The following is a 25,195-nucleotide window of genomic DNA, read 5'->3' on the forward strand; positions in this document are numbered from 1 at the left end:
TCCTCACACGTTTCCATGGATGGTGATCGGTGCCTCGATGTCGCGCAGCGAGCGCGGGACCGACGGATCCAGGAGGTCAGCCGTCCTCGTGTTGGACTCCCCGGACACGGTCAGGACGGACATCATCTCGTCGACGTACCGCACGATCTCCGCGCGGTGCATGTCGTGGTAATGGTTAGCCGGGTTGAGGCCGAGGCCAGCCGACAGATCCTCGATCAGGCGAGCCCGATCGAGGAATGCCGCGTCGAGAGCCTTGCGGAACTGGTCGGACTTGCTGAGGGCGTACCGACCTTTGCCCGACTTGGTCCATGCGACCTCGTAGACCTGGAGTGTCCAGGCCATGAGAGCTCCAGAGAGCACCCGGCGGAGTACGGGCAGCGACTCGCGGTTGACCGGTACCTTGTGCACGAGCCGGTCGAGATAGGTGATCCACGCCGTGTAGTAGCGGAAGACGGACGCATCGCGGTCCCGTGACGGATTGAACACGTGCACGATCAAGCCGGGGTGCGTGCGTCCGACCCGGGCCGTGGCCTGGATGACTTCCGCCGCCTGGGTGGGCGTGCCCATGAGGACCATGATGCCTAGACGCGGCGAGTCGAAGCCGTGGCCGATCGCTCTCGTGGCGGCGATGAGCCGGATGCGGCGGCTGGGGTCCTTCGGTGGAGCACCGAGTCGGCGGACCGCTTCGCGGACAGCGGCGGGCTCGGCGCTGCCGGAGATGATCGCGAGGTTGTCGTTGGTCTCGAGGAGGGACCTGACGCGATCGTCGCGCGTGTACGAGGAGAGGTCCTCGTTGCGTAGGCAGTACCCAAGTAGGACCGCGTAGTCGTCGAGAAGCGCCTTCTCCACCACCGTGAGGACGTACGGCTCGGCGTGGTTGAGTCCGGCGTCGGCGGCCGCTGAGGCGGGGTTCGCGATGGATCGCTCTAGCCATGCGGCGTACATACGGGTCACCTCTGCGGCGGCGGTGACCATGGTGATGCCGCGCGGCCGTACTCCGACGTAGCGGCGCAAGGGATCCTCAGAGTCGGTGTAGGAGAAGAACGTCTCGCCGGCGTCAGGACCAGGGGCGGGGAAACGGCGGGCCGAGCGTTGGTAGAGATGGAGCACCTGGTTCTCGTAGCCCTCGAGGGTGGCGGTCGCGGCCACGATGTGGAGGGGCCGGTTGCCGAGCCTGGTACCGATCCGCTGCAGGAGCGTCTCGTACATGCCGTCGAGGGCGCCCAGACTCTCCTCCAGGAGGTGTAGCTCGTCGGCGATCTCGCAGCGAAGGGATCCGAACCCGGGAGGGATAGGCGCGCGTGGGGCCTTGCAGCCGAAAACGGCACAGTAGGTCGGGTCCGGTGTATATCCGTGGTGAGGACATCGGGACTGCGCCTGGCCGAAGATGATCTGGAACGCCTTGTTCTGGGCGATCTGAGCGAGCCGGTCGACAGTGCCGACGAGTACGGAGGGGGCGTTTCGGTAGATGTCGTCGTCGACGACCCAGATTGGCAGTACTCCGGAGAGCGGACACGCGGGGTTCTGGCACGTGTGCCGCATGGTCCAACTGGCCTCGTCGAACTGGACGAGGACCTTGCGGCCGCTGCCGGACGGGTCGCAAGCTGGGCAGTGCTCGAGGACGCGGCAGCGTTCGGCGAGTTTCGGTGAGTGCGGGTCGACGCCGTTCGAGAACCGACTGTTGGCCGCGTAGATGCGGTTGGGCGTGTTGGTGCTACCGACGAAGAAGCCGACGCCGAACGGATCTCCGGCACTGATCCGCGGATCGTCTCGGCGTAGGACCTCGGCTGCGAACACGGCTTCGGCGAAGCGAGCCGTCTGCTGGGTGGACAGCAGCCGCAAAGGGAAACGCGCCCAGACGTTCACACCGGCCGTTCCCCCCGTGAGGCGGGCGTGGAACAGGTGAATGAGCATGACACCGAGGTAGGCCTCGGACTTGCCGCCGCCGGTCTGCACGGTCTCGATCTGCACGTTGGGGTCGGCTTCTGGGTCCGCGACGGCCGGCAGGCAGCCGACCATCCACGCGATCTGGAACAGGCGCCACGAGTCGTAGCCCTTGCTCGCGCCTACCATCTTCATGGCCCGGTTGGCGAGGACGAAAGCTTCACACAGCACCTTGTCGCGCTCGATGGCGCGGACGCCGCTGCGGATCCACTCGACCTCGTCCCGGGCGGTGTCAGCATCCCTCTTGGCCTCCGCGATGGCTTCGTCGCTCCAGCCTCGAGCTGTCGCGCGCGCCGTCAGGGCGGCGTCGGACCAGTGCTCGGCCACCCACGCGGCATGGGCGTCGACGATCGCGGTGACCGCCCCGACCGGGTCGGCGATCACAGCGTCGAATCTGGCGTCGATGGTCTCGCCCTTGCCAGAGGTTGTCCGGGGGTGTGGGCGCTGGGTCAGGGCCGTCGCCCCATAACCAGTCTCGAACGTCGTCATGCCAGTGGCGGGGTCGGTTGCCGCGACCACCGGGGAGGCCTGGCCGAAGGCGGGCACGGTGCGGTCGTAGCGGTGGGAGTTCGCCACCTGTTCCAGGGTGTATGGGGCCAGGGCCGCGTTGGTGCGCGCCGCGACTCGGGCTTCGTACAGCCGGGTGTCCAGATGTTGCCGGCCAAAGGGGACAGTGCGCGACTGGTCGGCGAACTGGGCATCCTCGGGCGGAGTGGTGTTCACGAGGGTGATCAGGACGTCGCGTCCTGCCTCGGTCGCCAAGACATCGACGTCGAGCGCGGCGGCGAACTGGGGGAGGGCCGCGTCGGCCGCAGCAATCAGGTTATTGGCGCAGTACGACGCCCATGCCGCGTCGTCGGCCATATCGGGGTCGCGCGGCAGGGATCCGGCTGGTGACGCCGTGCGCCGGGGGCGGAAGGGCTTGCTACCTGCGGCCGTACGCACAGCGGCTCGAATCGCGTCCGCGATGGCCTGGGCGCCGAAGCGCTTCGACCCGCGTGCCCCGTCGTGGATCTCCACGCGCACATTGACCGGTCCGACGGGCACCTTCATCCACACCGCGGCCAGTCGGCGTCCGGGTGTCTTCCCTCCGACCTGGGCGGCGGCCTTGGCGGCCGCAGAGGTGTCGATGTTGTCTATGACTGCGTTTGTGAACGCGTGCTGCTCGGCATGGGAGGCGTGCAGCGCGATATACACCGCGAAGCTGACCTCGACGTCGATCTCGGCGGGAGCCGACCCGGCGAGCCGGAATGAGAAGCCCTGGGCCGCCGGGACCAGGCGATCGCCGCTGAGGCCCTTGGCGCGATCGACGGTCAACTGCGGTTCGCTGGACAGCTGTCCGAGCCAGATCGCGCGCCTCTGCGCGTCGGTGAGGCGAACTCGGGCGGGCAGTTGCCCGCCAGCTGCCTCGGTGAGGATATGCCGTTCGAGCGAGGCGAGCAGCGCGTCGCGGATCTTCGCCTCGAAGTTCAAAGCAGTCGTGCCGTTTGAGGGTGCCGCCGGTTTGGTGGCCATCGTCTCTCGCTCCGTCCCAGTGATACGAAGGACATGGAAGGTGCCTCGGGAGGGGACTTCGTCGCCCGCCTAGAGGCGTGGGGTGGGTCAGGCCACATACGCCGAGCCCTATCTGCTCAAATGAGCGAGCGCTCTCCCCTCGCTAGCTGAGGGGTCGTCAGCGCCGGGATAGCGGATTGCTCCATGAGGACGCCGATCGCGCTGGCTGGCACGCGCACTGGCTTCGCCTGGACAGCCGTGACCCGGTGCAAGGTCACGGCCTCTAGGAGGTCGGCGACGTGGATCCCGAGGGCCGGGTCGATCAGCGCGTCGTGGTCGTCCATGCGCGCGCCGGTGATCTGCCCGGACAGCCAGCGCCCAACCGTCCGGTGGATGGTGCGGTTAGTGCAGAGCGCCTTACCTACCGGGCCCGCACGGCGGAGCAACTCGGTGTCGCGGACCGCCTCCGCGAAGCGTCTGACGTCATCCGCGTCCTCCGGGCCTTCGGAGTTCCCGCGGACCCATGTCCCGATGGTCTGCTCGCTCGTGATTGTCGTCGGATCGGCGTTGCCTCGCATCGCCGCGAGTATCTCCCGGTAGGTCCAACCGCTGGAGGAGACGCGTGCGACCCGCTCGTGCCAGAACGCGATCAGCGCGGCGAGCGGCGCGTACGTGGGCAGTTCCGACAGGACATCGATGATCGAGTCGAACAGGTTCCTACGCGCGGCGGCGTCGACGAGCGCGACGACATCACCGACCTGAAGGGATTTGGCCGCGACCTGGCGCGTGTTCTTCTGCCGCTTGCGATAGACCACGTCGTTGGGGTCCATCAGCATCGCGCGGCCGTCGGCGAACTCCACGGTGATCGCGTCTACTCGGGCCGTGGAGTCACCGTCACCGCCGCGCGCCGGCGGCGGGGTCTCCGCCGCGTCGGAAGCGACCGCCCCAGTCCTGGCCAGGACCTTCAGAACGTCGAGACCAAACGGCTCCCACGGCGAGTCGTTCACGTCCCGCGCCACGTCGGCGGCCTTGACTACGGTGGTGTCCAACCGGACGACGACGTCCGGATCGATCGGACGGACCACGATCGGGTGGGTCCCGAGCCGCACGGCGCTCTCCGTCGCGGTTTTCGCGCGCAACTCGGCCAGTGCCAGGAATGTGGTTCTCGCCTGCCGCGCCGCCCGCCCGGCCTCCCATTCCCCAGCGGCTGTGACCAGCAGCCTCGTCGCCGCTGGAGCGGCCAGCAAACTGGCATGGGCACGCGGCAGCGGGCCTGTGATCAGCATCGACGACACTGGCAGACCGGAGACCCGCCCGCAGGCGAGGTCACGGACGGAAACCACCCGGATCCGCTCCGCCCAACCGTGCGGGACCAGCGGCGACTCGTCCAAGTCGGCCGTCAGCGCCGCCACTGCGGCCTGGTTGCGCGTGACGACCACCCCGGTCCCACGCTGCCTGGCCTCCTCACGGACCCAGTCCTGTACGAGAGCGAACTTCGGGCGCTCCCGGGCGGCCTCGTAGATGTCGGCGAACCCGTCGGCGACCATCGCCCAGGCATCCCGGGTCGCCCCCGCACTCTGGCGCGATACCGCCCGCGCGTGGCTGGTGGCATCCCCCAGCAAGACAGAGAACGGTCCTCGTCGGACACAGGCGTCGTAGGAGGCAGGAGTGGTGACTGACAGGCTGAACGTGGAAAGGACTCCCCACGCCCAGCGAACCGCGTGCGTCATCGCGAGGTTCTCCGACCCGCTGGTCACGGCGGCGAGCCGTCCTAGAGCCTTCCACGTGCCACTCAATGCCTGATCAAGCGAGGCCGCGGCCTCCGGCGCTCGCACGACACGCGCGGCCATAGCAGTGGCATGCAGCAACTCCGAGGAAGCCGCGAACTCGCCTGTCGCCTCACTCGGATTGAAGGGCGCCGCCAGATCCCTGAACGATGGCGGGTCGAACGCCCACACGACACCACCCGCTTCGCGGATCGCATCCAGATTCGAGTCGAACGGCGTGTCGGTGATGTAGACCAGGTCACGACACCGGCGCAGGCGCGGCTCCAGATCGCCCACATCAGCCGCCGTCCCGTCGACTACCAGCGCTCCATGGCCGCTCACCCGGTCCATATCCGATGTGAGGATCAGCCGGCCGGCCCGGTCACGGACGGGACCACCGACGACCTCGACCTCGCCGTCGGCCGTAAGCCGCGCCCGGGGGATGAAATCGGACAGCCGATGACTATCGATGTACAGCTGGTCGTACGCGGCACGCTGCGATAGCCGCTTGGAGACGACCGTCGCGGTCACATCGAGACTGCTGGTTCGAACGATCTGCGCTACCAGGCTGGCGGCGCCGAGCGCGATCGGGGTATCGGCGGCTGGGAGGGGAATGACCAAGGCCAGCGGCACTTCCCGTGCGCTGGCGGCGTCGACGGCCTCAAGCAATTCCACGTCGAAGCGGGTGGCCCCGAACTTGCGGACGCCCACGCCGGAAACCCGACGCCGCAGTTTCCCGCGCCGGACCACATCCGAAAGGCCACTCCAGCCCTTCGTGGCCATTACGCCCCAGCCTCCCCCGGTTACAGAACCATCACTTACCACCATAGAGGTGCGGACTGACACGAGTGGGGTCAGTGGTCGTACCGGCGCAGTGCGAGGACCGGCAACGATGGGCTTCACGTGCTGCCCGGAGGGGCTCCGATGGTGAGGTTGCGCCGGGTGGCCATCGTGCGGAGGGCTCCGCCGGTGCGCAGCTGCGCGGCGAGGTTGTTGTCGCGGTCCCACCGTGTGGCGGCGGGTGCCTCCCTTGGAGACACTGAAGCGGAGGCCCCGAGACCCCCGGCTCGCATTGTTCGATGCCGACAAGAGAGCTGTGGGCAGCCGCTGAGGGTCGCTGTCCGGGACTGTAGTGGTACGGGAGGCGACCAGGGGAGCGCAAGGGGAGCGCGGACGCCTTTGGACGGTGCAGCATGGGACGCGAGCAGCGGGACCGCCACACGTGCTCTGATCTGGGAAAACGGGATCTGACACGATCACGCGGCACAGCCCGGCATGATCCCTAGCGGGCTCGCAATGCGTAGGTCCCAGGTACGGGTCGCAGGGACGTTTCAGGGACTTTCAGCTCTGTCGGAGGGACTTCCGAGGGAGTTTTCGCAGTACGAGCACGGAAGCCCGCGACAGCGCTGAAAGGCCCAGTGCTTCGGGCCCGCGCATTCGCACCGCCGCTCGATAGCGGGTCGGTACGACGGCGGATCGGCAGTGGCAGCCGAGGTTCTTCCGGGCCGCGCGCAGGCCCTGACCTGGGAGAACGTGCCCACGACGGGCCCGGCCGCATGAGCGCCGGACCCGCCGACGGGCCGTCAGGCGTACGGGTAGAACCCCGAGCCCGTCTTGCGGCCGAGCCGGCCCGCGTCCACCATGCGCTGGAGCAGCGGGGGAGCGGCGTACAGCGGCTCCTTGTACTCGGCGTACATCGAGTCGGCGACCGAGGCGACGGTGTCCAGGCCGATGAGGTCCGCCAGCTTGAGCGGGCCCATCGGGTGGGCGCAGCCCATCTCCATGCCGTTGTCGATGTCCTCGCGGCTGGCGATGCCCGACTCGAACATCCGGATCGCGGAGAGCAGGTACGGGATCAGCAGGGCGTTGACGACGAAGCCCGAGCGGTCCTGGGCGCGGATCGGGTGCTTGCCCAGTATGTCCTGGACCACGGCCTCCGAGCGCTTGACCGTCTCGTCCGACGTGGTCAGCGCGGGGATCAGCTCGACGAGCTTCTGCACCGGCGCCGGGTTGAAGAAGTGGATGCCGATGACATGGTCCGGGCGGGAGGTCGCGACGGCCAGCTTCACCAGCGGGATCGAGGAGGTGTTGGACGCCAGGATCGCGTCCGGGCGGGTCACCACCTGGTCGAGCACCTGGAAGATCTCGGTCTTGACCTGCTCGTTCTCCACGACGGCCTCGATGACGAGGTCGCGGTCGGCGAACTCGCCGAGGTCCGTCGTGAAGCTCAGCCGGCCCAGGGTCTCGTCCCGCTCCTCGGCGGTGATCTTGCCCCGCTGGGCGGCCTTGGACAGGGAGTTGTGGAGCCGGGTGCGGCCGATCTCCAGCGCCTCGCCGGTCGTCTCGGCCACCTTGACGTCGAGGCCGCTGCGGGCGCACACCTCCGCGATGCCCGCGCCCATCTGGCCGCAGCCCACCACTCCGACGCGTGCAATGTCGGCCATAGAGTCCGTCACCTCGTGCCTTTCGCTGTTCCCGTTCGGCGGCTTCCGTCTGGTTCCGGGCTCCACCACGACTCCCCGACGTTACTCCGCGCCCTACCGGGAACGGCAGGCCGGGGCGTGCATGCTCGGCACAGGACATCCTCCGTGCCCGGCAGTACTACGAAGATACGGGGCGGGGGGACGTGCGCGAGAGAGAGCGGGTGCGACGCGATGCGAGGAGTGGCCCGAAGAGGGTTCGTGACCGGGGCGGCCGGGACGGTCGCCGGGGTGGTGGGAGCGGCCTCGGTGGCCGGTGACGCCGCCGCGCGGCCCGGCCGGGCGCGGGCGGCCCTGCCCGGCCCGGCCGGTGAGCGGGACGTGGTGCGCCGCGAGCTGCGCGGCATGTGGCTGGCGACCGTCGCCAACACGGACTGGCCCTCGCGGGCCGGCCTGTCCGCCGCCGCTCAGCGCGACGAGCTGGCCGCCCGGCTGGACGAGGCCGTGAACCGGCGGCTGAACGCGGTGTTCCTCCAGGTCCGCCCGTCCGCCGACGCGCTGTGGCCCTCGCCGTACGAGCCGTGGGCCGCGTGCCTGACCGGCACCCAGGGCAAGGACCCCGGCTGGGACCCGCTGGGCACGGCCGTCCGCGAGGCGCACGACCGGGGCCTCGAACTGCACGCCTGGTTCAACCCGTACCGGGTCGCCAACCACACCGACCCCGCCCGGCTGGCCGCCTCCCACCCGGCCCGCCGGAACCCCGGCTGGGTGGTGCCCTACGGCGGGCGGCTCTACTACAACCCCGGGCTGCCCGAGGTCCGCTCCTTCGTCCAGGACGCGATGCTCGACGCGGTCCGCCGCTACGACGTCGACGCCGTGCACTGGGACGACTACTTCTATCCGTACCCGGTGGCCGGGCAGGACTTCGCGGACGACGCCGCCTACGCGGAGTACGGCGCGGACTTCTCCGACCGGGCGGCCTGGCGCCGCGACAACACGGACCGGCTGGTGCGCGAGACGGCCGACCGGCTCACCGCGCTGAAACCCGGCGTCCGGTTCGGCATCAGCCCCTTCGGCGTCTGGCGCAACGCCGCCACGGACCCGGCGGGCTCACCGACCAGGGCCGGGGTGCAGACGTACGACGACCTGTACGCCGACACCCGGGGCTGGATCAGGAACGGCTGGATCGACTACGTCGTCCCGCAGCTGTACTGGCACATCGGCAACCCGGCCGCCGACTACGCCGCGCTCGTGCCCTGGTGGTCCGAGACCGTGCGCGGCACGGGCGTCGACCTGTTCATCGGCGAGGCCCTGTACAAATGCGGCGACCCGGCCCAGCCGGAAGCCTGGCAGGACCCGGCCGAACTCTCCCGGCACCTCGACTTCGCGGCCCGGTACGACCAGGTCCGCGGCCACGTCTACTTCTCCGCGAAGAGCGTGGCCGCGGACCGGATCGGCGCCATGGACCGGCTGGTCGCCGACCACTACCGGTCGCGCGCCAGGCCGCCGGGCGGCGTCAGGTGATGTCCGGGTCCTTGCCGGACGCGCAGCCCGTGTGCTGGACGATGGTGTCCGGACCCGGTGCGAGCAGATGTTCGTGTCCGTCGCCGAACCGGACGCGGTACGGGGGAGCGCCCCGTTCCCCGAGCACTTCGACGATCTCCGCGACCCGGTCGTGCTGACCCACGGTCCTGCCGTGTGTCAGCAGCCGGTCGCCCGTGTGTGCCTCCATCGGAAGTAACCTCCTCCGGGTGGCGTGCGGTGCCGTGCCGTGGAACCAGTCTATGACCGGGTACGGGCGGCGCGCTGGGTGAGCGCGATGCAGACCAGTACCGCGACCGCCGCCACCGGGGCCGCCACCGCGACCCGCTCGCCCAGCAGGAAGTACGCCGTACGGGTGTGCGGCAGCACTCTTGACCGGGGCGGCGATCGGTCGCACCATCGCGCCCATGAGTGTTCGCGTCTCGCTCGTCGCCGCGGCCCGCAGCTCGTCCCTGCTCGCCGAGCGCTTCGACGACGACCGGCCGCTCGACGAGGCGGGCCGCTACGCCCTCCGGTTCGCGGACCCGGCCCTGATGTCCCTGGGCGCAGCGGAGCTGCGCTACTGCTCGCCGACCCCGCGCAGCCGCGCCACCGGCGAGGCGCTCGGCTTCCATCCGCTGGTCCAGCCGGCCCTCCGCGACTGCGACATGGGCCGCTGGCGCGGCCGCACCCTCGCCGATGTCACCGCCCGCGAACCGGCCGCCGTGGACGCCTGGCTGGCCGACCCGCGCGCGGCCCCGCACGGCGGTGAACCGCTGCTCGCCTTCATCGCCCGGATCGGTGGCTGGCTGGACACCCGGCCGGCCTGCGACGGCTCCATCGTCGCCGTCGCGGAACCGGCCGTCGTCCGGGCCGCCCTCGTCTACGCGCTGAAGGCTCCGCCGTCCTCGTACTGGAACGTGGACGTCGGCCCGCTGTCCACCGTCACCCTGACCGGGCTGCCGCGCCGCTGGAGCCTGCGCCTGGAGACCGGGACGCGCTGAGCGGCGCGGCGGGAGCCGGTCAGCCCTTGTTCTCGGGGTTCTCCCCGCCCGCCGTGAGGATGGACAGTGCCTCGGCGATGGCCTGCTCGGCGGCCGCCTTGTCGAGGCCGAGGCCGCTGAGCACGCCCGAGCCGTCCTCGTGCTCCATGAGGGCCAGCAGGATGTGCTCGGTGCCGATGTAGTTGTGCCCCATGCGCAGGGCCTCGCGGAAGGTCAGCTCCAGCGCCTTGCGCGCGTCGGCGTTGTACGGGATCAGCTCGGGGATCTCGCCGTCCGATGCCGGGGGCAGCGCCTGCGTCGCCGCCTGCCGGACGTCGTCCAGGACCACGCCCTGCGCCTTGATGAAGGCCGCCGCCAGCGCCTCGGGCTCGCTGAGCAGGCCCAGGACCAGGTGCTCGGTGCCGATCTCGGCGTTGCCGGCCGCCCGCGCCTCGTTCTGCGCCGCCATCACCACGTTCTTGGCGCGCTGGGTGAAGCGCCCGAAGCCCTGGCTGGGGTCGAGCGCGGTGCCGTCGCCGGGGTCCTTGGCGACGAAGCGCTTCTGGGCCGCCTGGCGGGTCACGCCCATGCTCCTGCCGATGTCGGTCCAGGAGGCGCCGGAGCGGCGCGCCTGGTCCACGAAGTGGCCGATCAGGTGGTCGGCGACGTCGCCGAGGTGGTCGGCGGCGATGACGGCGTCCTGGAGCTGGTCCAGGGCGTCGGTGTGCACCTTCTTGATGGCCGCGATCAGGTCGTCGAGACGCACGGGTGTCGTGGGAACTACGGGATTCGTCATGCGTCAACCGTAAGTTGACAGTCGTGAGGCGTCAACTGGAAGTTGACACTCGGTGGGTCGCGCGCCGTTCCGCACCTCTCGTGCGCCCCCGGGAACGACGAAAGCGCCGCCCGACGCGAGGTGTCGGGCGGCGCTTCCGGTCAGCAGGGAACCGGCGGGCGGGGGCTCGGAATCAGAGGACCCCGGAGTCGGCGATGGTGATCTTCGCCGAGGTGCGGCCGCTCTGCGAGCCGAAGGACTCGATCCGCTTGACCAGGGCCATGCTCGTCTCGTCGGCGACCTCGCCGAAGACGACGTGCTTGCCGTCCAGCCACGAGGTCACGATGGTCGTGATGAAGAACTGCGACCCGTTCGTGTTCCGGCCGGCGTTGGCCATGGAGAGCTGGCCGGGCTTGGTGTGCTTCAGCTGGAAGTTCTCGTCGGCGAACTTCTCGCCGTAGATGCTCTTGCCGCCGGTGCCGTCACCGCGGGTGAAGTCGCCGCCCTGGAGCATGAACTCGGGGATGACCCGGTGGAAGGAGGAACCCTTGTAACCGAAGCCGTTCTGGCCGGTCGCCAGCTGGCGGAAGTTCTCGGCGGTCTTGGGAACGATGTCGTCGAACAGATCGAAGACGATCCGCCCGGCGGGCTCGTCGTTGATGGTGATGTCGAAGTAAACCTGGCTCGTCATATAACCATCCTGACATCCGCACGGATGTTCCCCGACGCCCACCCCTTCCTCAGCCCGGTCCCTTCCGGCACCCGGCGCCCCGGCCGCTCAGACGCCGGTGACGCCGTCGATCCTCTCCCGGAGCAGATCGGCGTGACCGCTGTGCCGGGCGTACTCGCCGATCATGTGGTGGTAGATCCAGCGGAGGTTCACCTCACCGCCCATGAACGGCGCCGAGTCCTCCAGCGACCGCTCGGCGCACACCGCGCGGGACACCGCGACCTCCTCCTGCCAGGCGGCCCGCGCCCCGGCCAGCCCGGCGCCCGGGGCGAGTTCGAAACCCCCGTCGTGCCCCTCGGGCCGGTCGGGCCCGCCGTGCACCGGGGGGACGTCCTCGCCGGTCAGGACCCGGCGGAACCAGTTCCGCTCGACCTCGGCGAGATGCTGCACCAGCCCCGTCAGCGTCAGCGACGACGGCGGTACGGAGGCGCTGCGCGCCTGCTCGTCGGTGAGGCCCTCGCATTTCAGGGCCACCGTGGCCCGGTAGAAGTCGAGCCAGCTCTCCAGGCCGGTGCGTTCGTCGGCGTCGAGGGGCGGCATGGGGCGTTCGGTGTGCGTCATGGTCACCGATGCTGCCAGCAGCCTCTGACAACCGCGCTCCGGCCGCCCGCGCTCAGGGCCTGCGTCGCGGCTTGCCGCGCTTCGGGGCCGCGCCGCCCTTGGCGCCGCGCGTCCCCTTGGCCCCGCCGGAACGGCCCGAGCCCGAGCCGCCGCGGCCACCCTTGCCGGCCGCCGTACCGGAGGAGGGCTTCTGCTTGTCCTTGGCCTTGGCCTTCGGCTGGGCCGGGGGCGCCCCCGCGCGGCCGCGCGAACTGTTCACCGTCCGGCCCCGGACGATGCCGATGAAGTCCTCCACCTGGTCGGTGGTCTTCTCCTGCGGCCACGACAGCGCCACGCGCGACTCGGGCGCGTCCGTCAGCGGCCGGTACGTGAGGTCCTTGCGGTGGTGCAGCCGGGCCAGCGACTGCGGGACGACGAGCACCCCGATGCCCGCCGCGACCAGCTCGACGGCATCCGCCGTGGTGGCCGGCCGCTCGACCGCGGGACGGCCGGGCAGCCGCTCCCAGACCAGCGAGTCGTCCAGCGGGTGCAGCACGATCTCGTCGGCCAGCTCGGCGACGGACAGCTCGTCCACCGCCGCGATCACATGGTCCTTGGGCACCACGACGACCGTCGTCTCCGCGTACAGCGGGATCGCGCTGAGATCCGTGCCCGCGACCGGCAGCCGGAGGAACCCCGCGTCGGCCTCGCCCGCGCGCAGCAGGTCCTGGGCCTCGGCGGCCGTTACCTGGACGAGGGTCAGGGGAATGCCGGGCAGGCGCTCGTTCCAGATCCGCACCCACTTGGTGGGGGTCACTCCAGGGACGTACGCCAGCCGGAACGAAGGGGTTGCTTCCGGGCCTGTCACCCCGCCAGATTACCGGCCGTGGTCGAGGGCGCCGCACGCGCTGGATACCCTTGACCCCATGAAGTCCCACCAGAGCGCCCAGACGATGAAGCCCGCGACCGCGGCGAAGAAGCTGGGCGTGTACCTCGACGCCACCCCCGAGGAGTTCCGGGAGGGTGCCGTCTCGCGCGCCGAGCTGGCCGCCCTCCAGGCCGACCCGCCCCCGTGGCTGCGCGACCTGCGGAACAACGGCCCGCACCCGCGCCCGGTCGTCGCCTCCAAGCTGGGCGTCTCCATCTCCGGCCTGGCCCGTGGCGGGATCACCGAGCCCCTGACCACCGAGCAGATCGACGCGCTCAAAGAGGACAACCCCGAGTGGCTCCGCAAGGAGCGCGCCACCCAGGCGGACGTCCGCAAGGAGAACATCCGCATCAAGGAGCGCAACGCCGAGCGCGAGGCCAAGGCGCGCGACGCCCACTCCTGAGCACCCGCGACCATGCGTGAGGGGGCCCGTTCCGCGACGGCGGAACGGGCCCTGGGGCTTTGTCGCACACCCGCCAAGGCTCAGCTGTACAGCCCCGCCCCGTTGTCGCCGCCCAGGTTCAGGCCGAACCGGGCCTTCTTCACGAGCGCGCCCAGGTCCACCGGGTTGAACGCGAACGCGCCGGTCGCGGTCAGCCCGGACGAGGTGCCGCGCAGCGACCACACCGCGCCGCCGTCCGCGATCGCCTCCAGGTTCTCGTCGGGGGCGCCGGCCGTCAGGTCCGCCCTGCCGTTCCCGTCGATGTCCAGCAGCCGCACCGAACCCCCGAAGTGGTCACCGGTCTCGGCCACACCCGGTACGCCCGCGGTGTCCTGGTGGAACGACTTCGCGCCGGTGCCGGTGACGCCGCCGGGGCCGCCCTTCAGCAGCACCACCGCTCCCGCGCCCGCCCTGGACCCCAGCGCCTCGAACGGCACACCCACCGCCAGGTCGTCGTAGCCGTCGCCGGTGACGTCACCCGCGGAGAGCCGGGCCCCGAACTGGTCGCCCTTCTCGCTGACACCCGGGACGCCCGCGGTGTCCTGGGTGATCGTCGCGGTCCGCTTCGTGCCCAGGCCGGACGCGGTGCCGTAGTAGATCTTCACGGTGCCGGGGTCCGTGGGGAAGTCCTCGTAGATGCCGTTCGGCACCACCCGGACGGCGAGGTCGTCCTTGCCGTCCCGGTCGAAGTCACCGACCGCGGGGGAGGCGCCGGAGGCCAGGGAGGTGGAGGTCGTGGACAGGCCGTCCGGAGTGCCCAGCCACACCTGCCCGCCCTCGGAGTGCTCCTCCCAGGAGTAGAAGGTGCACAGGTCGTCGATGCCGTCGCCGTTGAAGTCGCCCACGGCCGGATCGGACATGAAGTTGTCCGACGAGAACATCGTCACCCGCTGCTCGCGGGCCGGTTCCCCGGCCCGGTTGAACGGCCCGTACAGCACACTGCGCTGTTCGAGGCTGCCGTCGCCCCAGCCGTGCGCCATCATCAGGTCGGTGTCGCCGTCGCCGTCGAAGTCACCGGCGATGAGGTTGTTCCCCATGTCGCCGGACTCCGGACCGGGGACGCGTACCGCGCCCTCGCCCGTGATGCCGCCGGTGCGGCCCCACAGCACGACGACGGAACCCCAGTTGTTCAACTCCGGGAGCGATTCGTTCGTGTACACCGCGAGGTCCGTCAGACCGTCGTGGTCGAGGTCGGCGGGGACGAGACGGAAGCCGAAGAGACTGCCTTCGGCCGGGTCGCCCGGCACGCCCGGCGTGGTCTGGTCGATGGTCGTCGTGCGCGCCGTGCCCAGACCGTCGGCGGAGCCGTACGCGATGGTGAGGTAACCGGCGTACGGCTGACCGTTCACCGCCGCCGCGGTGGCGCCGACGACCACGTCCTGATAGCCGTCCCCGTTGAAGTCCTCCCGCACGGTGGTGGTGCCCGCCGTGCTCCCGGCCGTGTCCGCGGCTGTGTTGCCCGGCGCCGCGACGGCCGTGCCGCCGGACAGCGCCGCGGCGGCACACACGGCCACGGCCAGCATGGTGCGAATGCCCACAAAATTCTCCTTGATCGCGTACGTGGAGCCATGGCGTACGAGGTGTGAGGGCTCGCATGGGAGACACGTGCGACGGGGAGAAGGTTGCACCACGAACGGAAGGTGAACTCGGCGCGTGGGTAGGGGAGTCGGGGACCGGCGGGGGCGGGTGGGCGCCCGCCCCCGCCGGTGCCCGCCCCCGCGCCCGCCCCCGCGCTCGTCCTAGCGGCCGGCCAGCAGGGTCAGGGTGTCGATCACCCGGTTGGAGAAGCCCCACTCGTTGTCGTACCAGGCGGACACCTTGATGTGGCGGCCGTCCACGCGGGTCAGCTCCGAGTCGAAGATGGAGGAGGCCGGGTTGCCGGTGATGTCGGCCGACACCAGCGGGTCGTCGGAGTACTCCAGCACGCCCGCCAGCGGGCCCTCCGCCGCCGCCCGGTACGCCTCCAGCACCTGATCGCGCGTCACATCGCGGGCCACGGTGGTGTTCAGCTCCACGATCGAGCCGACCGGTACCGGCACCCGGATGGAGTCGCCGGACAGCTTGCCGTCCAGCCGGGGGAGCACCAGGCCGATCGCCTTGGCGGCGCCGGTCGTGGTCGGCACGATGTTCACCCCGGCGGCGCGGGCGCGGCGCGCGTCGCGGTGCGGCCCGTCCTGGAGGTTCTGCTCCTGCGTGTAGGCGTGCACGGTCGTCATGAAGCCGTGCTCGATGCCCGCGAGGTCGTCGAGGACGGCGGCCAGCGGCGCGAGCGCGTTGGTGGTGCAGGAGGCGTTCGAGACGACCGTGTGCAGCTCGGGGTCGTACGCGTCGCTGTTCACACCGTAGGCCAGGGTCACATCGGCGCCGTCCGAGGGCGCGGCCACCAGGACGCGCTTCGCACCGGCGTCGAGGTGGGCGCGGGCGGCCTTCGCCGAGGTGAAGCGGCCGGTCGCCTCCACGGCGATGTCCACACCCAGCTCGGCCCAGGGCAGCCGGGCGGGCTCCCGCTCGGCGAGCACCTTGATGCGCCGCCCGTCGACCACGAGGGTGTCCCCGTCCACGGTGACCGGACGGCCCAGCCGGCCGGCCGTGGTGTCGAACGCCAGCAGCCGGGCGAGGGTGGCCGGGTCCGCGAGGTCGTTGACGGCGACCAGGTCGAGATCGGTGTCGCGTTCGAGCAGCGCGCGCAGCACGTTGCGTCCGATGCGGCCGAATCCGTTGATGGCGATGCGAGTCATGTGAGGTGTCCCTTCTCTCTTCCCTCTCCACGATCGCGGGCGCCGCCCGCCCCGAACAGCGGCGCGATCGCCACGGTCCGCAAGTATCCCGCCAGCCGGAGAGCCGCCGGAGAGCCGCCGGAGCGCCCTACTCGCCCCGGGTGAAGGTGCGCCGGTACTCGCTCGGTGTGGTGCCCAGGATGCGCTGGAAGTGCAGCCGCAGATTCGCGCCCGTGCCGAGCCCGACGTCGGCGGCGATCTGTTCCACCGCCCGCTCCGAGCGCTCCAGGAGTTCGCGGGCCAGATCGATACGGGCGCGCATCACCCACTGCATCGGCGTGTAGCCGGTGTCCTCGACGAACCGGCGCGAGAACGTCCGGGGCGAGACCGCCGCGTGCCGGGCCAGCGCGTCCAGGGTGAGCGGCTCGCCGAGCCGGTGCAGCGCCCATTCGCGGGTGGCCGCGAACCGCTCGCCCAGCGGCTCGGGCACGCTGCGCGGCACGTACTGCGCCTGCCCGCCGCTGCGGTACGGGGCGGCGACGAGCCGCCGGGCCGCGTAGTTGGACGCGGCGACGCCGAGGTCGCCGCGCAGGATGTGCAGGCACAGGTCGATTCCGGAGGCGGCGCCGGCCGAGGTGAGCACGCTGCCCTCGTCGACGAACAGCACGTTCTCGTCCACCCGGACGAGCGGGTACTTCGCGGCGAGCGCCCGTGTGTAGTGCCAGTGCGTGGTGGCCCGGCGGCCGTCCAGCAGCCCGGTCGCGGCGAGCGCGAACGCCCCGGTCGAGATGGCGGCGAGCCGCGCCCCGCGCGCGTGCGCGGCGACCAGGGCGTCGATCACGGCACGCGGCGGGTCCTCCCGGTCGGGCCGCCGGTAGCCGGGTACGAAGACGATGTCGGCCCAGGCCAGCGCGGAGAGCCCGTGGGTGACGTGGTACGCCAGCCCGTCCCCGCCGGTCACCAGCCCCGGCGCGGCCCCGCACACCCGGACCTCGTAGGGCATGCTCGCCCGCGTGGTGAACACCTGCGCCGGAATCCCGACGTCGAGCGGCTTCGCCCCTTCGAGCACGAGCACGGCGACCCGGTGCGGACGGGCCCCGGCCATCAGTCGAGGCAGAATTCGTTGCCCTCGACGTCCTGCATATTGAGGCAGGACTCGTTCTCCTCGTCGGCGAGGAGCAGCTTCCCGCGTACCGCGCCGAGCGGGAGCAGCCGCGCGCACTCGGCCTCCAGCACGGCAAGCCGCTCCTCGCCCTTGAGCCCGGTGCCCACCCGGACATCGAGGTGCACCCGGTTCTTGGCTGTCTTGCCCTCGGGGACCTTCTGGAAGTACAGCCGCGGACCGGCCCCGGTCGGGTCGGAGGCCGCGAACCAGGTGTTCCGCTCCCCGTCCGGCAGCGTGGCGTTGTACGCGTCCCAGGAGTCGAACCCCTCCGGCGGCTCCGGCGGGACGTACCCCAGCACCGTGCACCAGAAGCGCCCCACTCGCTCGGGGTCCGCGCAGTCGAAGGTCACCTGGAAATGCTTGATCGTCGCCATGGGGCCACCCTAGGGGGCGGATCGGACGCCGCTCCAGCGGAAAATCTTTGCATAAAAGTGCATCGCTGCGTATAGTCATGCCATCGACGAGGAGGCTTTCGATGGCGGTACGCGCAGCAGTGGCAGGGGCGAGCGGATACGCGGGCGGGGAACTGCTCCGACTGCTGCTCGCCCACCCCGAGGTGGAGATCGGCGCACTCACCGCCAACTCCAACGCGGGCCGGCCCCTCGGTGCCCTCCAACCGCACCTGCGTCCGCTGGCCGGGCGCGTCCTCGAACCCACCACCGCCGAGGTGCTCGCCGGGCACGACGTGGTCTTCCTGGCCCTGCCGCACGGCCAGTCCGCCGCCGTGGCCGAGCAGCTCGGGGACGAGGTGCTCGTGGTGGACATGGGGGCCGACTTCCGGCTCGCCGACGCGGGGGACTGGGAGAAATTCTACGGCTCGCCGCACGCCGGCACCTGGCCCTACGGGCTGCCCGAGCTGCCCGGCGGCCGGGCCGCGCTCGCGGGCAGCAAGCGGATCGCGGTGCCCGGGTGCTACCCCACCGCCGTGTCCCTCGCGCTCTTCCCCGCGTACGCGGCGCAGCTCGCCGAGCCGGAGGCCGTGATCGTCGCCGCGTCCGGGACCTCGGGCGCCGGCAAGGCCGCCAAGCCCCATCTCCTCGGCTCCGAGGTGATGGGCAACATGTCGCCGTACGGCGTCGGCGGCGTCCACCGGCACACCCCCGAGATGATCCAGAACCTCAGCGCCGCCGCCGGCGAGCCGGTCACCGTCTCGTTCACGCCGACCCTGGCGCCCATGCCCCGCGGCATCCTCGCCACCTGCACCGCGAAGGCGAAGGCCGGGACGAGCGCCGAAACCGTACGCGCCGCCTACGAGAAGGCGTACGCGGACGAGCCGTTCGTCGATCTGCTCCCCGAGGGGCAGTGGCCCGCCACCGCCGCCGTGTACGGCTCCAACGCCGTGCAGATCCAGGTCGCGTACGACGAGGCGGCCGGCCGGATCATCGCGATCAGCGCCATCGACAACCTCGCCAAGGGCACCGCGGGCGGCGCCCTGCAGTCCATGAACATCGCCCTCGGACTGCCCGAGGACACCGGCCTTTCCACGATCGGAGTCGCACCGTGAGCGTCACGGCAGCACAAGGATTCACGGCGGCGGGCATCGCCGCCGGAATCAAGGAGAACGGCAACCCGGACCTGGCCCTCGTGGTCAACAACGGTCCGCGCCGCGCCGCCGCGGGCGTCTTCACCTCCAACCGCGTCAAGGCCGCCCCCGTCCTGTGGTCCGAGCAGGTCGTCAAGGGCGGCGAGGTCTCCGCCGTCGTCCTCAACTCCGGCGGGGCCAACGCCTGCACGGGCCCGCAGGGCTTCCAGGACACCCACTCCATCGCCGAGAAGGCGGCCGAGGTGCTGGCGGGCCACAGCGCCGGCGAGATCGCCGTCGCCTCCACCGGCCTCATCGGCATCCTGCTTCCCATGGACAAGCTGCTGCCGGGCATCGAGAAGGCCGCGGCCGCCCTCAGCGAGCACGGCGGCGAGAAGGCCGCCATCGCCATCAAGACCACCGACACCGTGCACAAGACCGCCGTCGCCGGCGGCGGGGGCTGGACCGTCGGCGGCATGGCCAAGGGCGCGGGCATGCTCGCACCGGGCCTGGCCACCATGCTCGTCGTGCTCACCACCGACGCCGACGTGGACGCCGCCGGGCTGGACGCCGCCCTGCGCGACGCCACCCGCACCACCTTCGACCGGGTCGACTCGGACGGCTGCATGTCCACCAACGACACCGTGCTGCTGCTGGCCTCCGGCGCCAGCGGCGTCACCCCGGAGCAGAAGGAGTTCGCCGAGGCCGTCCGCACCGTCTGCGACGACCTCGCCCGGCAGCTGATCGGGGACGCCGAGGGCGCCTCCAAGGACATCCGCATCGAGGTCGTCAACGCCGCGACCGAGGACGACGCCGTCGAGGTGGGCCGCTCCATCGCCCGCAACAACCTCCTCAAGTGCGCCATCCACGGCGAGGACCCCAACTGGGGCCGGGTGCTCTCCGCGATCGGCACCACGAAGGCCGCCTTCGAGCCGGACGCCCTCAACGTCGCCATCAACGGCGTCTGGGTCTGCCGCAACGGCGCCGTCGGCGAGGACCGCGACCTGGTGGACATGCGCTTCCGGGAGGTACGGATCACCGCCGACCTCGCCGCCGGCACCGAGTCCGCCGTCATCTGGGCCAACGACCTCACCGCGGACTACGTCCACGAGAACAGCGCGTACAGCTCATGACCGCGGCGCGGAAGCACACCGCACTCCCGAAGGCGCAGATCCTCATCGAAGCGCTGCCCTGGCTGACCCGGCACAACGGCAGGACGGTCGTCATCAAGTTCGGCGGCAACGCCATGATCGACGACGAGCTGAAGGCGGCCTTCGCCCAGGACGTCGTCTTCCTGCGGCACGCCGGCCTCAAGCCCGTCGTCGTGCACGGCGGCGGCCCCCAGATCAGCGCCCAGCTCGACAAGCAGGGCCTGGTCAGCGAGTTCAAGGCCGGTCTGCGCGTCACCACGCCCGAGGCGATGGACGTCGTGCGCATGGTGCTCGCCGGGCAGGTCCAGCGCGAGCTGGTCGGCCTGCTCAACCAGCACGGGCCGCTCGCCGTCGGACTGACCGGCGAGGACGCCCACACCATCACCGCGATACAGCACCGCCCCGTCATCGACGGCGAGCCGGTGGACATCGGCCGGGTCGGCGAGATCACCGCCATCGACATCGGCGCCATCCAGGCCCTGCTCGACGACGGCCGCATCCCGGTCGTCTCGTCCATCGCCCGCTCCGCCGACGACAACCACGTCTACAACGTCAACGCCGACACCGCGGCCGCCGCGCTCGCCGCCGCGCTGAACGCCGCGACGCTGATGGTCCTCACCGACGTCGAGGGCCTGTACGAGGACTGGCCCAACAGCGACGACGTGATCAGCCGGCTCACCGCGACCGAGCTGGAGAAGCTGCTGCCGGAACTGTCCAGCGGCATGGTGCCCAAGATGCAGGGCTGTCTGCACGCCGTACGCAACGGGGTCGAGACGGCCCGCGTCATCGACGGCCGGGTCCAGCACTCGATCCTGCTGGAGATCTTCACCGACGAAGGAATCGGCACGATGGTCGTGCCCGACGCGCAGGGGGAATCATGAGCAACGCCGAACTCTCGCAGCGGTGGCAGCACGCGCTGATGGACAACTACGGCACTCCGAAGCTGTCCCTGGTGCGCGGCGAGGGCGCGAAGGTGTGGGACGCGGACGGCACCGAGTACCTCGACTTCGTCGGCGGTATCGCGGTCAACGACCTCGGCCACGCCCACCCGGCCGTCGTCCGGGCGGTCTCCGACCAGATCGCCACCCTCGCCCACGTCTCCAACCTCTACATCGCCGAACCGCCCATCGCGCTCGCCGAGCGGCTCCTCTCGCTCTTCGGCCGCACCGGCAAGGTCTACTTCTGCAACTCGGGCGCCGAGGCCAACGAGGCCGCGTTCAAGATCGGCCGGCTGACCGGGCGCACCCACATGGTCGCCACCGACGGCGGCTTCCACGGCCGGACCATGGGCGCCCTCGCCCTCACCGGCCAGCCCAAGAAGCGCGAGCCGTTCGTCCCGCTGCCCGGCGACGTCACGCATGTCCCGTACGGGGACGCCGAGGCGCTGCGGGCCGCCGTCACCACCGAGACCGCGCTGGTGATCATCGAGCCCATCCAGGGCGAGAACGGTGTGGTCGTCCCGCCCGCCGGCTACCTGGAGGCCGCCCGCGAGATCACCCGCGCCACCGGCACCCTGCTCGTCCTCGACGAGGTCCAGACCGGCATCGGCCGCTGCGGCACCTGGTTCGAGCACCAGGCCCACCAGAGCGTCGAGCCCGACATCGTCACCCTCGCCAAGGCGCTCGGCGGCGGACTCCCGATCGGCGCGACGGTCGCCTTCGGCCCGGCGGCGGAGCTGCTCGCGCCCGGCCAGCACGGGACGACGTTCGGCGGCAACCCGGTCGCCTGCGCCGCCGGCCTCGCGGTCCTGGACACCCTCGCCGCCGACGGTGCGCTGGACGAGGTGAAGCGGGTCGGGGAACGGCTGCGGGACGGCGTGGAGGCGCTGGGCCACCCGCTGGTCTCCCACGTCCGGGGCTCGGGACTGCTGCTGGGTATCGTGCTCACCGAGCCCCTTGCGCCCCAGGTGCAGCAGGCGGCTCAGGGGGCCGGTCTTCTGGTGAACGCGCCCGCGCCCGACGTGGTGCGGCTGATGCCGCCGCTGACCATCGGTGACGCGGAGGTGGACACGTTCCTCCAGGCGCTGCCGGTTGCCCTCGACGCGGCAAACGGGGACGGACGATCCGGAAAGTGACCTCCGGAGAATGAGGCGACGACGATGACCGAGGCGCATGAATCCGAGTTCGGCGGGCCTTCGGTGCCGCAGACCCGCACGGCGCGCCACCGCAGGATCGTGGACATCCTCAACCGGCAGCCGGTGCGCTCGCAGAGCCAGCTGGCCAGGCTCCTCGCGGACGACGGACTGAGCGTCACCCAGGCGACGCTCTCCCGCGACCTGGACGAGCTGGGCGCGGTGAAGATCCGCAACACCGGCGGCGAGCTGATCTACGCGGTGCCGAGCGAGGGCGGATTCCGCACCCCGCAGGCGCCGTTGGGCGGCTCCGCCAAGGAGGAGCGCATGCGCAGGCTCTCCGCCGAGCTGCTCATCTCGGCGGAGGCCTCGGCCAACCTGGTGGTACTGCGTACGCCGCCGGGCGCCGCGCAGTTCCTCGCCTCGGCCATCGACCAGGCCGAACTGCACGACATCCTCGGCACCATCGCGGGCGACGACACGCTCATGCTGATCAGCCGCGATCCGGCCGGCGGGCAGGCACTCGCCGACCATCTGCTGCGGCTCGCGCAGAACGAGCGCTGACGAAGCGCCGACGGAGCGCCGACGAAGCTCCGCCGGAGCGCCGGTGCGGCGGCGACCGTGCGGCGCGCGGTCAGTAGTTGGTGATCGCGGTGGCGCCGCCGTAGGTGCCGATCGCGATGTGCGGCTTGCGGGCCGGGTCGGCCCAGGCCAGGATGCGGTCCATCGCGTCCGCCGGTACGGAGACGCAACCGGCGGTCGCGCCGGACCCGTTGACGTGCAGGAAGATCCCGGCGCCCCGGCCGCGCACCGGCTCGTCGTAGTTGAAGCCGATGACGAGCGCGTGCGCGTACTGCGTGGGGTACGCGGTGATCTGCTCCGACTCCGAGGCCCGGCAGTCCGAGGGCAGCGGCTCCACCCAGCGGTTGTAGTCGCGCGCCTCGTTGTCCTCGCACCACCAGGACTTGGTGGTGGCCCGCCGGTACGGATAGCGGATGCCGGCCGGCGCCGCATCGACCCCGAACGCGTACGGCAGGTCGTACAGCCCGGTCGGCGTCGTGTACGTGCTCTGCTTGCGGGTGCTGCCCTCGGTGAGGCCCTTCGAGCCGAACCGCGCGGTGGCCTTCCCGGCGGCCACCCACCTTCCGTCCTTCAGGTCCCACCAGGTGAGCGTGCCCGAGGTGGACGAGGTGCCGTCCGCCATGGCGGTGATCAGCTGGGTGCCTCCCCCGGTGTCGGCGAGCCGCATCGGCAGCGGGGCGGTGACCAGCGGCGGCCGCCCGGCCCCGACCACGGTGCCGAGGGCCAGCAGAACGGCGGCGGTGGTGACGAGTCTTCGCATGGAACGGACTCTAGGCCGCCGTCGCACCCCGCACACGGGTTCGGCGGGTCACGGTGCGCCGACACCCTCTTTGACAAACCATGCAGTCGATTGCATAGTTATGCCTGTCAGTGATCGTGGCGACGGCCGCACCGTGAAGGCGCCGGTGGCCCCGCGCATCCGATTCCCCTGGTTCTTCCGAGGAGCACGCAGTGAGCAACGGCAACGGCAACGGCGACGTACGTCTCTGGGGCGCCCGCTTCGCCGACGGGCCGGCCGAGGCGCTGGCCAGGCTGTCCGCCTCCGTCCACTTCGACTGGCGGCTCGCGCCGTACGACATCGCCGGCTCCCGTGCCCACGCCCGCGTCCTGCACAAGGCGGGGCTGCTCACCGAGGACGAGCTGAACCGGATGACCGCCGGGCTCGACCAGCTCGAAGCCGATGTGGCGGACGGCTCCTTCACCGGCACCATCGCCGACGAGGACGTCCACACCGCCCTGGAGCGCGGGCTGCTGGAGCGGCTCGGCCCCGACCTCGGCGGCAAGCTCCGGGCCGGCCGGTCCCGCAACGACCAGATCGCCACCCTGTTCCGGATGTACCTGCGCGACCACGCCCGGATCATCGGCGGCCTGATCGCCGACCTCCAGGACGCGCTCATCGGTCTCGCCGAGGCCCACCCGGACGTGGCCATGCCCGGCCGTACGCACCTCCAGCACGCCCAGCCGGTGCTCTTCGCCCACCACGTCCTGGCCCACGTCCAGGCCCTGTCCCGCGACGCGGAGCGGCTGCGCCAGTGGGACGAGCGGACGGCCGTCTCGCCGTACGGGTCCGGCGCGCTGGCCGGGTCCTCGCTGGGGCTGGACCCGGAGGCCGTCGCCGCCGACCTCGGCTTCGAGCGCGGCTCCGTGGGCAACTCCATCGACGGCACCGCCGCACGGGACTTCGTCGCCGAGTTCGCGTTCGTCACCGCGATGATCGGCGTCAACCTCTCCCGGATCGCCGAGGAGATCATCATCTGGAACACGAAGGAGTTCTCCTTCGTCACCCTGCACGACGCCTTCTCCACCGGCTCCTCGATCATGCCGCAGAAGAAGAACCCGGACATCGCGGAACTGGCGCGCGGCAAGTCGGGCCGGCTCATCGGCAACCTCACCGGCCTGATGGCCACGCTCAAGGCCCTGCCGCTCGCGTACAACCGCGACCTCCAGGAGGACAAGGAGCCCGTCTTCGACTCCTGCGACCAGCTGGAGGTCCTGCTCCCCGCCTTCACCGGCATGATGGCGACGCTCACCGTCAACCGCGAGCGCATGGAGGAACTGGCCCCGGCCGGCTTCTCGCTCGCCACGGACATCGCCGAGTGGCTGGTCAAGCGGGGCGTCCCCTTCCGCGTCGCCCACGAGGTCGCCGGCGAGTGCGTCAAGGAGTGCGAGCACCACGGCATCGAGCTGGACGAGCTGAGTGACGAGCAGTTCGCGAAGATCTCCGAGCACCTCACCCCGGACGTCCGCACCGTCCTCGACGTGCCCGGCGCCCTCGCCTCCCGCAGCGGCCGGGGCGGCACCGCCCCCTCCGCCGTCGCCACCCAACTGGCCGAGGTCAAGGCCGACCTCGCCGTCCAGCACGCCTGGGCGGACGCGCGTAAGTAGCCGGAAAGGCATCGCGGGCTACGTTGAGGGGTAGGCGCGTCCTGCCCGACGACGAGGAG

The 25,195-nt window shown here is 71.0% G+C and carries 22 protein-coding genes and 1 pseudogene; 9 read left to right on the forward strand and 14 right to left on the reverse strand.

The window, feature by feature from the left end:
* Positions 1–3: 3 nt before the first annotated feature.
* The 3 genes from DNK56_RS13230 to DNK56_RS13240 all read right to left on the reverse strand — a co-directional run bounded on the left by DNK56_RS13230 (position 4) and on the right by DNK56_RS13240 (position 7,648).
* A complete protein-coding gene (locus DNK56_RS13230; RefSeq protein ID WP_146610489.1) occupies positions 4–3,459 on the reverse strand; it encodes a hypothetical protein in 3,456 nt (1,151 codons plus the stop codon).
* 116 nt (positions 3,460–3,575) lie between these two features.
* Positions 3,576–5,987, reverse strand: a complete 2,412-nt coding sequence (locus tag DNK56_RS13235; RefSeq protein WP_146610488.1) for a DISARM anti-phage system protein DrmE domain-containing protein — start codon at positions 5,985–5,987, stop codon at positions 3,576–3,578.
* Between the two features lie 800 nt (positions 5,988–6,787).
* On the reverse strand, positions 6,788–7,648 hold the full coding sequence (locus DNK56_RS13240; protein ID WP_111333816.1) for a 3-hydroxybutyryl-CoA dehydrogenase: 861 nt from the start codon (positions 7,646–7,648) through the stop codon (positions 6,788–6,790).
* Positions 7,649–7,858: 210 nt separating this feature from the next.
* Here DNK56_RS13240 and DNK56_RS13245 point away from each other — a divergent pair, with 210 nt between their 5' ends.
* Complete coding sequence (locus tag DNK56_RS13245; protein ID WP_199563767.1) at positions 7,859–9,148, forward strand: family 10 glycosylhydrolase; 1,290 nt, start codon at positions 7,859–7,861, stop codon at positions 9,146–9,148.
* Here the strand turns inward: DNK56_RS13245 and DNK56_RS13250 are convergent.
* Together DNK56_RS13250 and DNK56_RS13255 are read right to left on the reverse strand one after the other, a co-directional pair.
* Positions 9,141–9,356 (reverse strand): DUF1918 domain-containing protein, encoded by a 216-nt coding sequence (locus tag DNK56_RS13250; protein WP_111333820.1) that lies wholly within the window; start codon positions 9,354–9,356, stop codon positions 9,141–9,143. The genes DNK56_RS13245 and DNK56_RS13250 overlap by 8 nt on opposite strands.
* A 50-nt stretch (positions 9,357–9,406) precedes the next feature.
* Positions 9,407–9,514, reverse strand: a pseudogene (locus DNK56_RS13255) (EamA family transporter); the annotation flags it as partial.
* A 59-nt stretch (positions 9,515–9,573) separates the two neighbouring features.
* On the opposite strand from DNK56_RS13255, the gene DNK56_RS13260 reads away from it, so the two are divergent.
* Entirely contained in the window at positions 9,574–10,149 is a 576-nt protein-coding gene (locus DNK56_RS13260; RefSeq protein WP_111335755.1) for a histidine phosphatase family protein, read from the forward strand.
* 19 nt (positions 10,150–10,168) lie between these two features.
* On the opposite strand, the gene DNK56_RS13265 is transcribed toward DNK56_RS13260, so the two are convergent.
* The 4 genes from DNK56_RS13265 to DNK56_RS13280 form a co-directional block, all read right to left on the reverse strand.
* Positions 10,169–10,924 carry a Clp protease N-terminal domain-containing protein gene (locus tag DNK56_RS13265; protein ID WP_111333822.1) on the reverse strand — a complete coding sequence of 252 codons (756 nt, stop codon included), beginning with the start codon at positions 10,922–10,924 and terminating at the stop codon, positions 10,169–10,171.
* A 172-nt stretch (positions 10,925–11,096) separates the two neighbouring features.
* Positions 11,097–11,594: a peptidylprolyl isomerase gene (locus DNK56_RS13270; RefSeq protein WP_111333824.1), complete on the reverse strand. Its 498-nt coding sequence runs from the start codon at positions 11,592–11,594 to the stop codon at positions 11,097–11,099.
* 87 nt (positions 11,595–11,681) lie between these two features.
* Positions 11,682–12,194 (reverse strand): DinB family protein, encoded by a 513-nt coding sequence (locus DNK56_RS13275; protein WP_111335757.1) that lies wholly within the window; start codon positions 12,192–12,194, stop codon positions 11,682–11,684.
* 52 nt (positions 12,195–12,246) lie between these two features.
* Complete coding sequence (locus DNK56_RS13280) at positions 12,247–13,041, reverse strand: LysR family substrate-binding domain-containing protein (RefSeq protein WP_199563766.1); 795 nt, start codon at positions 13,039–13,041, stop codon at positions 12,247–12,249.
* A gap of 58 nt (positions 13,042–13,099) precedes the next feature.
* On the opposite strand from DNK56_RS13280, the gene DNK56_RS13285 reads away from it, so the two are divergent.
* A complete protein-coding gene (locus DNK56_RS13285) occupies positions 13,100–13,504 on the forward strand; it encodes a DUF5997 family protein (protein ID WP_111333828.1) in 405 nt (134 codons plus the stop codon).
* Between the two features lie 80 nt (positions 13,505–13,584).
* Here DNK56_RS13285 and DNK56_RS13290 read toward each other — a convergent pair whose 3' ends face one another.
* The 4 genes from DNK56_RS13290 to DNK56_RS13305 form a co-directional block, all read right to left on the reverse strand.
* The gene (locus DNK56_RS13290; RefSeq protein WP_111335759.1) at positions 13,585–15,066 is read right to left on the reverse strand and encodes an FG-GAP-like repeat-containing protein; all 1,482 of its coding nucleotides are present in this window, start codon (positions 15,064–15,066) and stop codon (positions 13,585–13,587) included.
* Between the two features lie 216 nt (positions 15,067–15,282).
* Positions 15,283–16,281, reverse strand: coding sequence for a type I glyceraldehyde-3-phosphate dehydrogenase (gene gap / locus DNK56_RS13295; protein ID WP_111333830.1), 999 nt, complete (start codon positions 16,279–16,281; stop codon positions 15,283–15,285).
* 127 nt (positions 16,282–16,408) lie between these two features.
* Positions 16,409–17,365 carry a GlxA family transcriptional regulator gene (locus DNK56_RS13300; protein ID WP_111333832.1) on the reverse strand — a complete coding sequence of 319 codons (957 nt, stop codon included), beginning with the start codon at positions 17,363–17,365 and terminating at the stop codon, positions 16,409–16,411.
* Positions 17,365–17,799 carry a VOC family protein gene (locus tag DNK56_RS13305; protein ID WP_111333834.1) on the reverse strand — a complete coding sequence of 145 codons (435 nt, stop codon included), beginning with the start codon at positions 17,797–17,799 and terminating at the stop codon, positions 17,365–17,367. Before DNK56_RS13305 ends, DNK56_RS13300 begins: the two co-directional genes overlap by 1 nt.
* A gap of 101 nt (positions 17,800–17,900) precedes the next feature.
* Here DNK56_RS13305 and argC point away from each other — a divergent pair, with 101 nt between their 5' ends.
* Genes argC through DNK56_RS13330 form a run of 5 tightly spaced genes read left to right on the forward strand, consistent with a single transcriptional unit; the run spans position 17,901 to position 22,733 of the window.
* On the forward strand, positions 17,901–18,929 hold the full coding sequence (gene argC / locus DNK56_RS13310) for an N-acetyl-gamma-glutamyl-phosphate reductase (RefSeq protein WP_111333836.1): 1,029 nt from the start codon (positions 17,901–17,903) through the stop codon (positions 18,927–18,929).
* Entirely contained in the window at positions 18,926–20,080 is a 1,155-nt protein-coding gene (gene argJ / locus DNK56_RS13315; RefSeq protein WP_111333838.1) for a bifunctional glutamate N-acetyltransferase/amino-acid acetyltransferase ArgJ, read from the forward strand. The genes argC and argJ overlap by 4 nt, the downstream gene beginning before the upstream one ends.
* Positions 20,077–20,979, forward strand: a complete 903-nt coding sequence (argB, locus tag DNK56_RS13320) for an acetylglutamate kinase (protein ID WP_111333840.1) — start codon at positions 20,077–20,079, stop codon at positions 20,977–20,979. Before argJ ends, argB begins: the two co-directional genes overlap by 4 nt.
* Positions 20,976–22,172: an acetylornithine transaminase gene (locus DNK56_RS13325; RefSeq protein WP_111333842.1), complete on the forward strand. Its 1,197-nt coding sequence runs from the start codon at positions 20,976–20,978 to the stop codon at positions 22,170–22,172. The genes argB and DNK56_RS13325 overlap by 4 nt, the downstream gene beginning before the upstream one ends.
* A gap of 24 nt (positions 22,173–22,196) precedes the next feature.
* Complete coding sequence (locus DNK56_RS13330; protein ID WP_111333844.1) at positions 22,197–22,733, forward strand: arginine repressor; 537 nt, start codon at positions 22,197–22,199, stop codon at positions 22,731–22,733.
* A gap of 70 nt (positions 22,734–22,803) precedes the next feature.
* On the opposite strand, the gene DNK56_RS13335 is transcribed toward DNK56_RS13330, so the two are convergent.
* The gene (locus DNK56_RS13335) at positions 22,804–23,511 is read right to left on the reverse strand and encodes a L,D-transpeptidase family protein (protein ID WP_111333846.1); all 708 of its coding nucleotides are present in this window, start codon (positions 23,509–23,511) and stop codon (positions 22,804–22,806) included.
* A 191-nt stretch (positions 23,512–23,702) separates the two neighbouring features.
* Between DNK56_RS13335 and argH the strand changes: the two genes are divergently transcribed.
* The gene (gene argH, locus DNK56_RS13340) at positions 23,703–25,136 is read left to right on the forward strand and encodes an argininosuccinate lyase (protein WP_111333848.1); all 1,434 of its coding nucleotides are present in this window, start codon (positions 23,703–23,705) and stop codon (positions 25,134–25,136) included.
* Positions 25,137–25,195: the final 59 nt, after the last annotated feature.

Origin of the sequence: Streptomyces sp. AC1-42W (assembly GCF_003248355.1) — a bacterium.
Lineage (GTDB): Bacteria > Actinomycetota > Actinomycetes > Streptomycetales > Streptomycetaceae > Streptomyces.

Coding starts and splice junctions, on each gene's coding strand:
- DNK56_RS13300 (WP_111333832.1), bottom strand. CDS start 17,365: ATGGCCGGGGCCCGTCCGCACCGGGTCGCCGTGCTCGTGCTCGAAGGG.
- DNK56_RS13325 (WP_111333842.1), top strand. CDS start 20,976: ATGAGCAACGCCGAACTCTCGCAGCGGTGGCAGCACGCGCTGATGGAC.
- DNK56_RS13270 (WP_111333824.1), bottom strand. CDS start 11,594: ATGACGAGCCAGGTTTACTTCGACATCACCATCAACGACGAGCCCGCC.
- DNK56_RS13240 (WP_111333816.1), bottom strand. CDS start 7,648: ATGGCCGACATTGCACGCGTCGGAGTGGTGGGCTGCGGCCAGATGGGC.
- gap (WP_111333830.1), bottom strand. CDS start 16,281: ATGACTCGCATCGCCATCAACGGATTCGGCCGCATCGGACGCAACGTG.
- DNK56_RS13260 (WP_111335755.1), top strand. CDS start 9,574: ATGAGTGTTCGCGTCTCGCTCGTCGCCGCGGCCCGCAGCTCGTCCCTG.
- DNK56_RS13335 (WP_111333846.1), bottom strand. CDS start 23,511: ATGCGAAGACTCGTCACCACCGCCGCCGTTCTGCTGGCCCTCGGCACC.
- DNK56_RS13330 (WP_111333844.1), top strand. CDS start 22,197: ATGACCGAGGCGCATGAATCCGAGTTCGGCGGGCCTTCGGTGCCGCAG.
- DNK56_RS13245 (WP_199563767.1), top strand. CDS start 7,859: ATGCGAGGAGTGGCCCGAAGAGGGTTCGTGACCGGGGCGGCCGGGACG.
- DNK56_RS13305 (WP_111333834.1), bottom strand. CDS start 17,799: ATGGCGACGATCAAGCATTTCCAGGTGACCTTCGACTGCGCGGACCCC.
- DNK56_RS13285 (WP_111333828.1), top strand. CDS start 13,100: ATGAAGTCCCACCAGAGCGCCCAGACGATGAAGCCCGCGACCGCGGCG.
- DNK56_RS13275 (WP_111335757.1), bottom strand. CDS start 12,194: ATGACGCACACCGAACGCCCCATGCCGCCCCTCGACGCCGACGAACGC.
- argC (WP_111333836.1), top strand. CDS start 17,901: ATGGCGGTACGCGCAGCAGTGGCAGGGGCGAGCGGATACGCGGGCGGG.
- DNK56_RS13290 (WP_111335759.1), bottom strand. CDS start 15,066: ATGCTGGCCGTGGCCGTGTGTGCCGCCGCGGCGCTGTCCGGCGGCACG.
- DNK56_RS13250 (WP_111333820.1), bottom strand. CDS start 9,356: ATGGAGGCACACACGGGCGACCGGCTGCTGACACACGGCAGGACCGTG.
- DNK56_RS13235 (WP_146610488.1), bottom strand. CDS start 5,987: ATGGCCACGAAGGGCTGGAGTGGCCTTTCGGATGTGGTCCGGCGCGGG.
- argB (WP_111333840.1), top strand. CDS start 20,077: ATGACCGCGGCGCGGAAGCACACCGCACTCCCGAAGGCGCAGATCCTC.
- DNK56_RS13230 (WP_146610489.1), bottom strand. CDS start 3,459: ATGGCCACCAAACCGGCGGCACCCTCAAACGGCACGACTGCTTTGAAC.
- DNK56_RS13265 (WP_111333822.1), bottom strand. CDS start 10,924: ATGACGAATCCCGTAGTTCCCACGACACCCGTGCGTCTCGACGACCTG.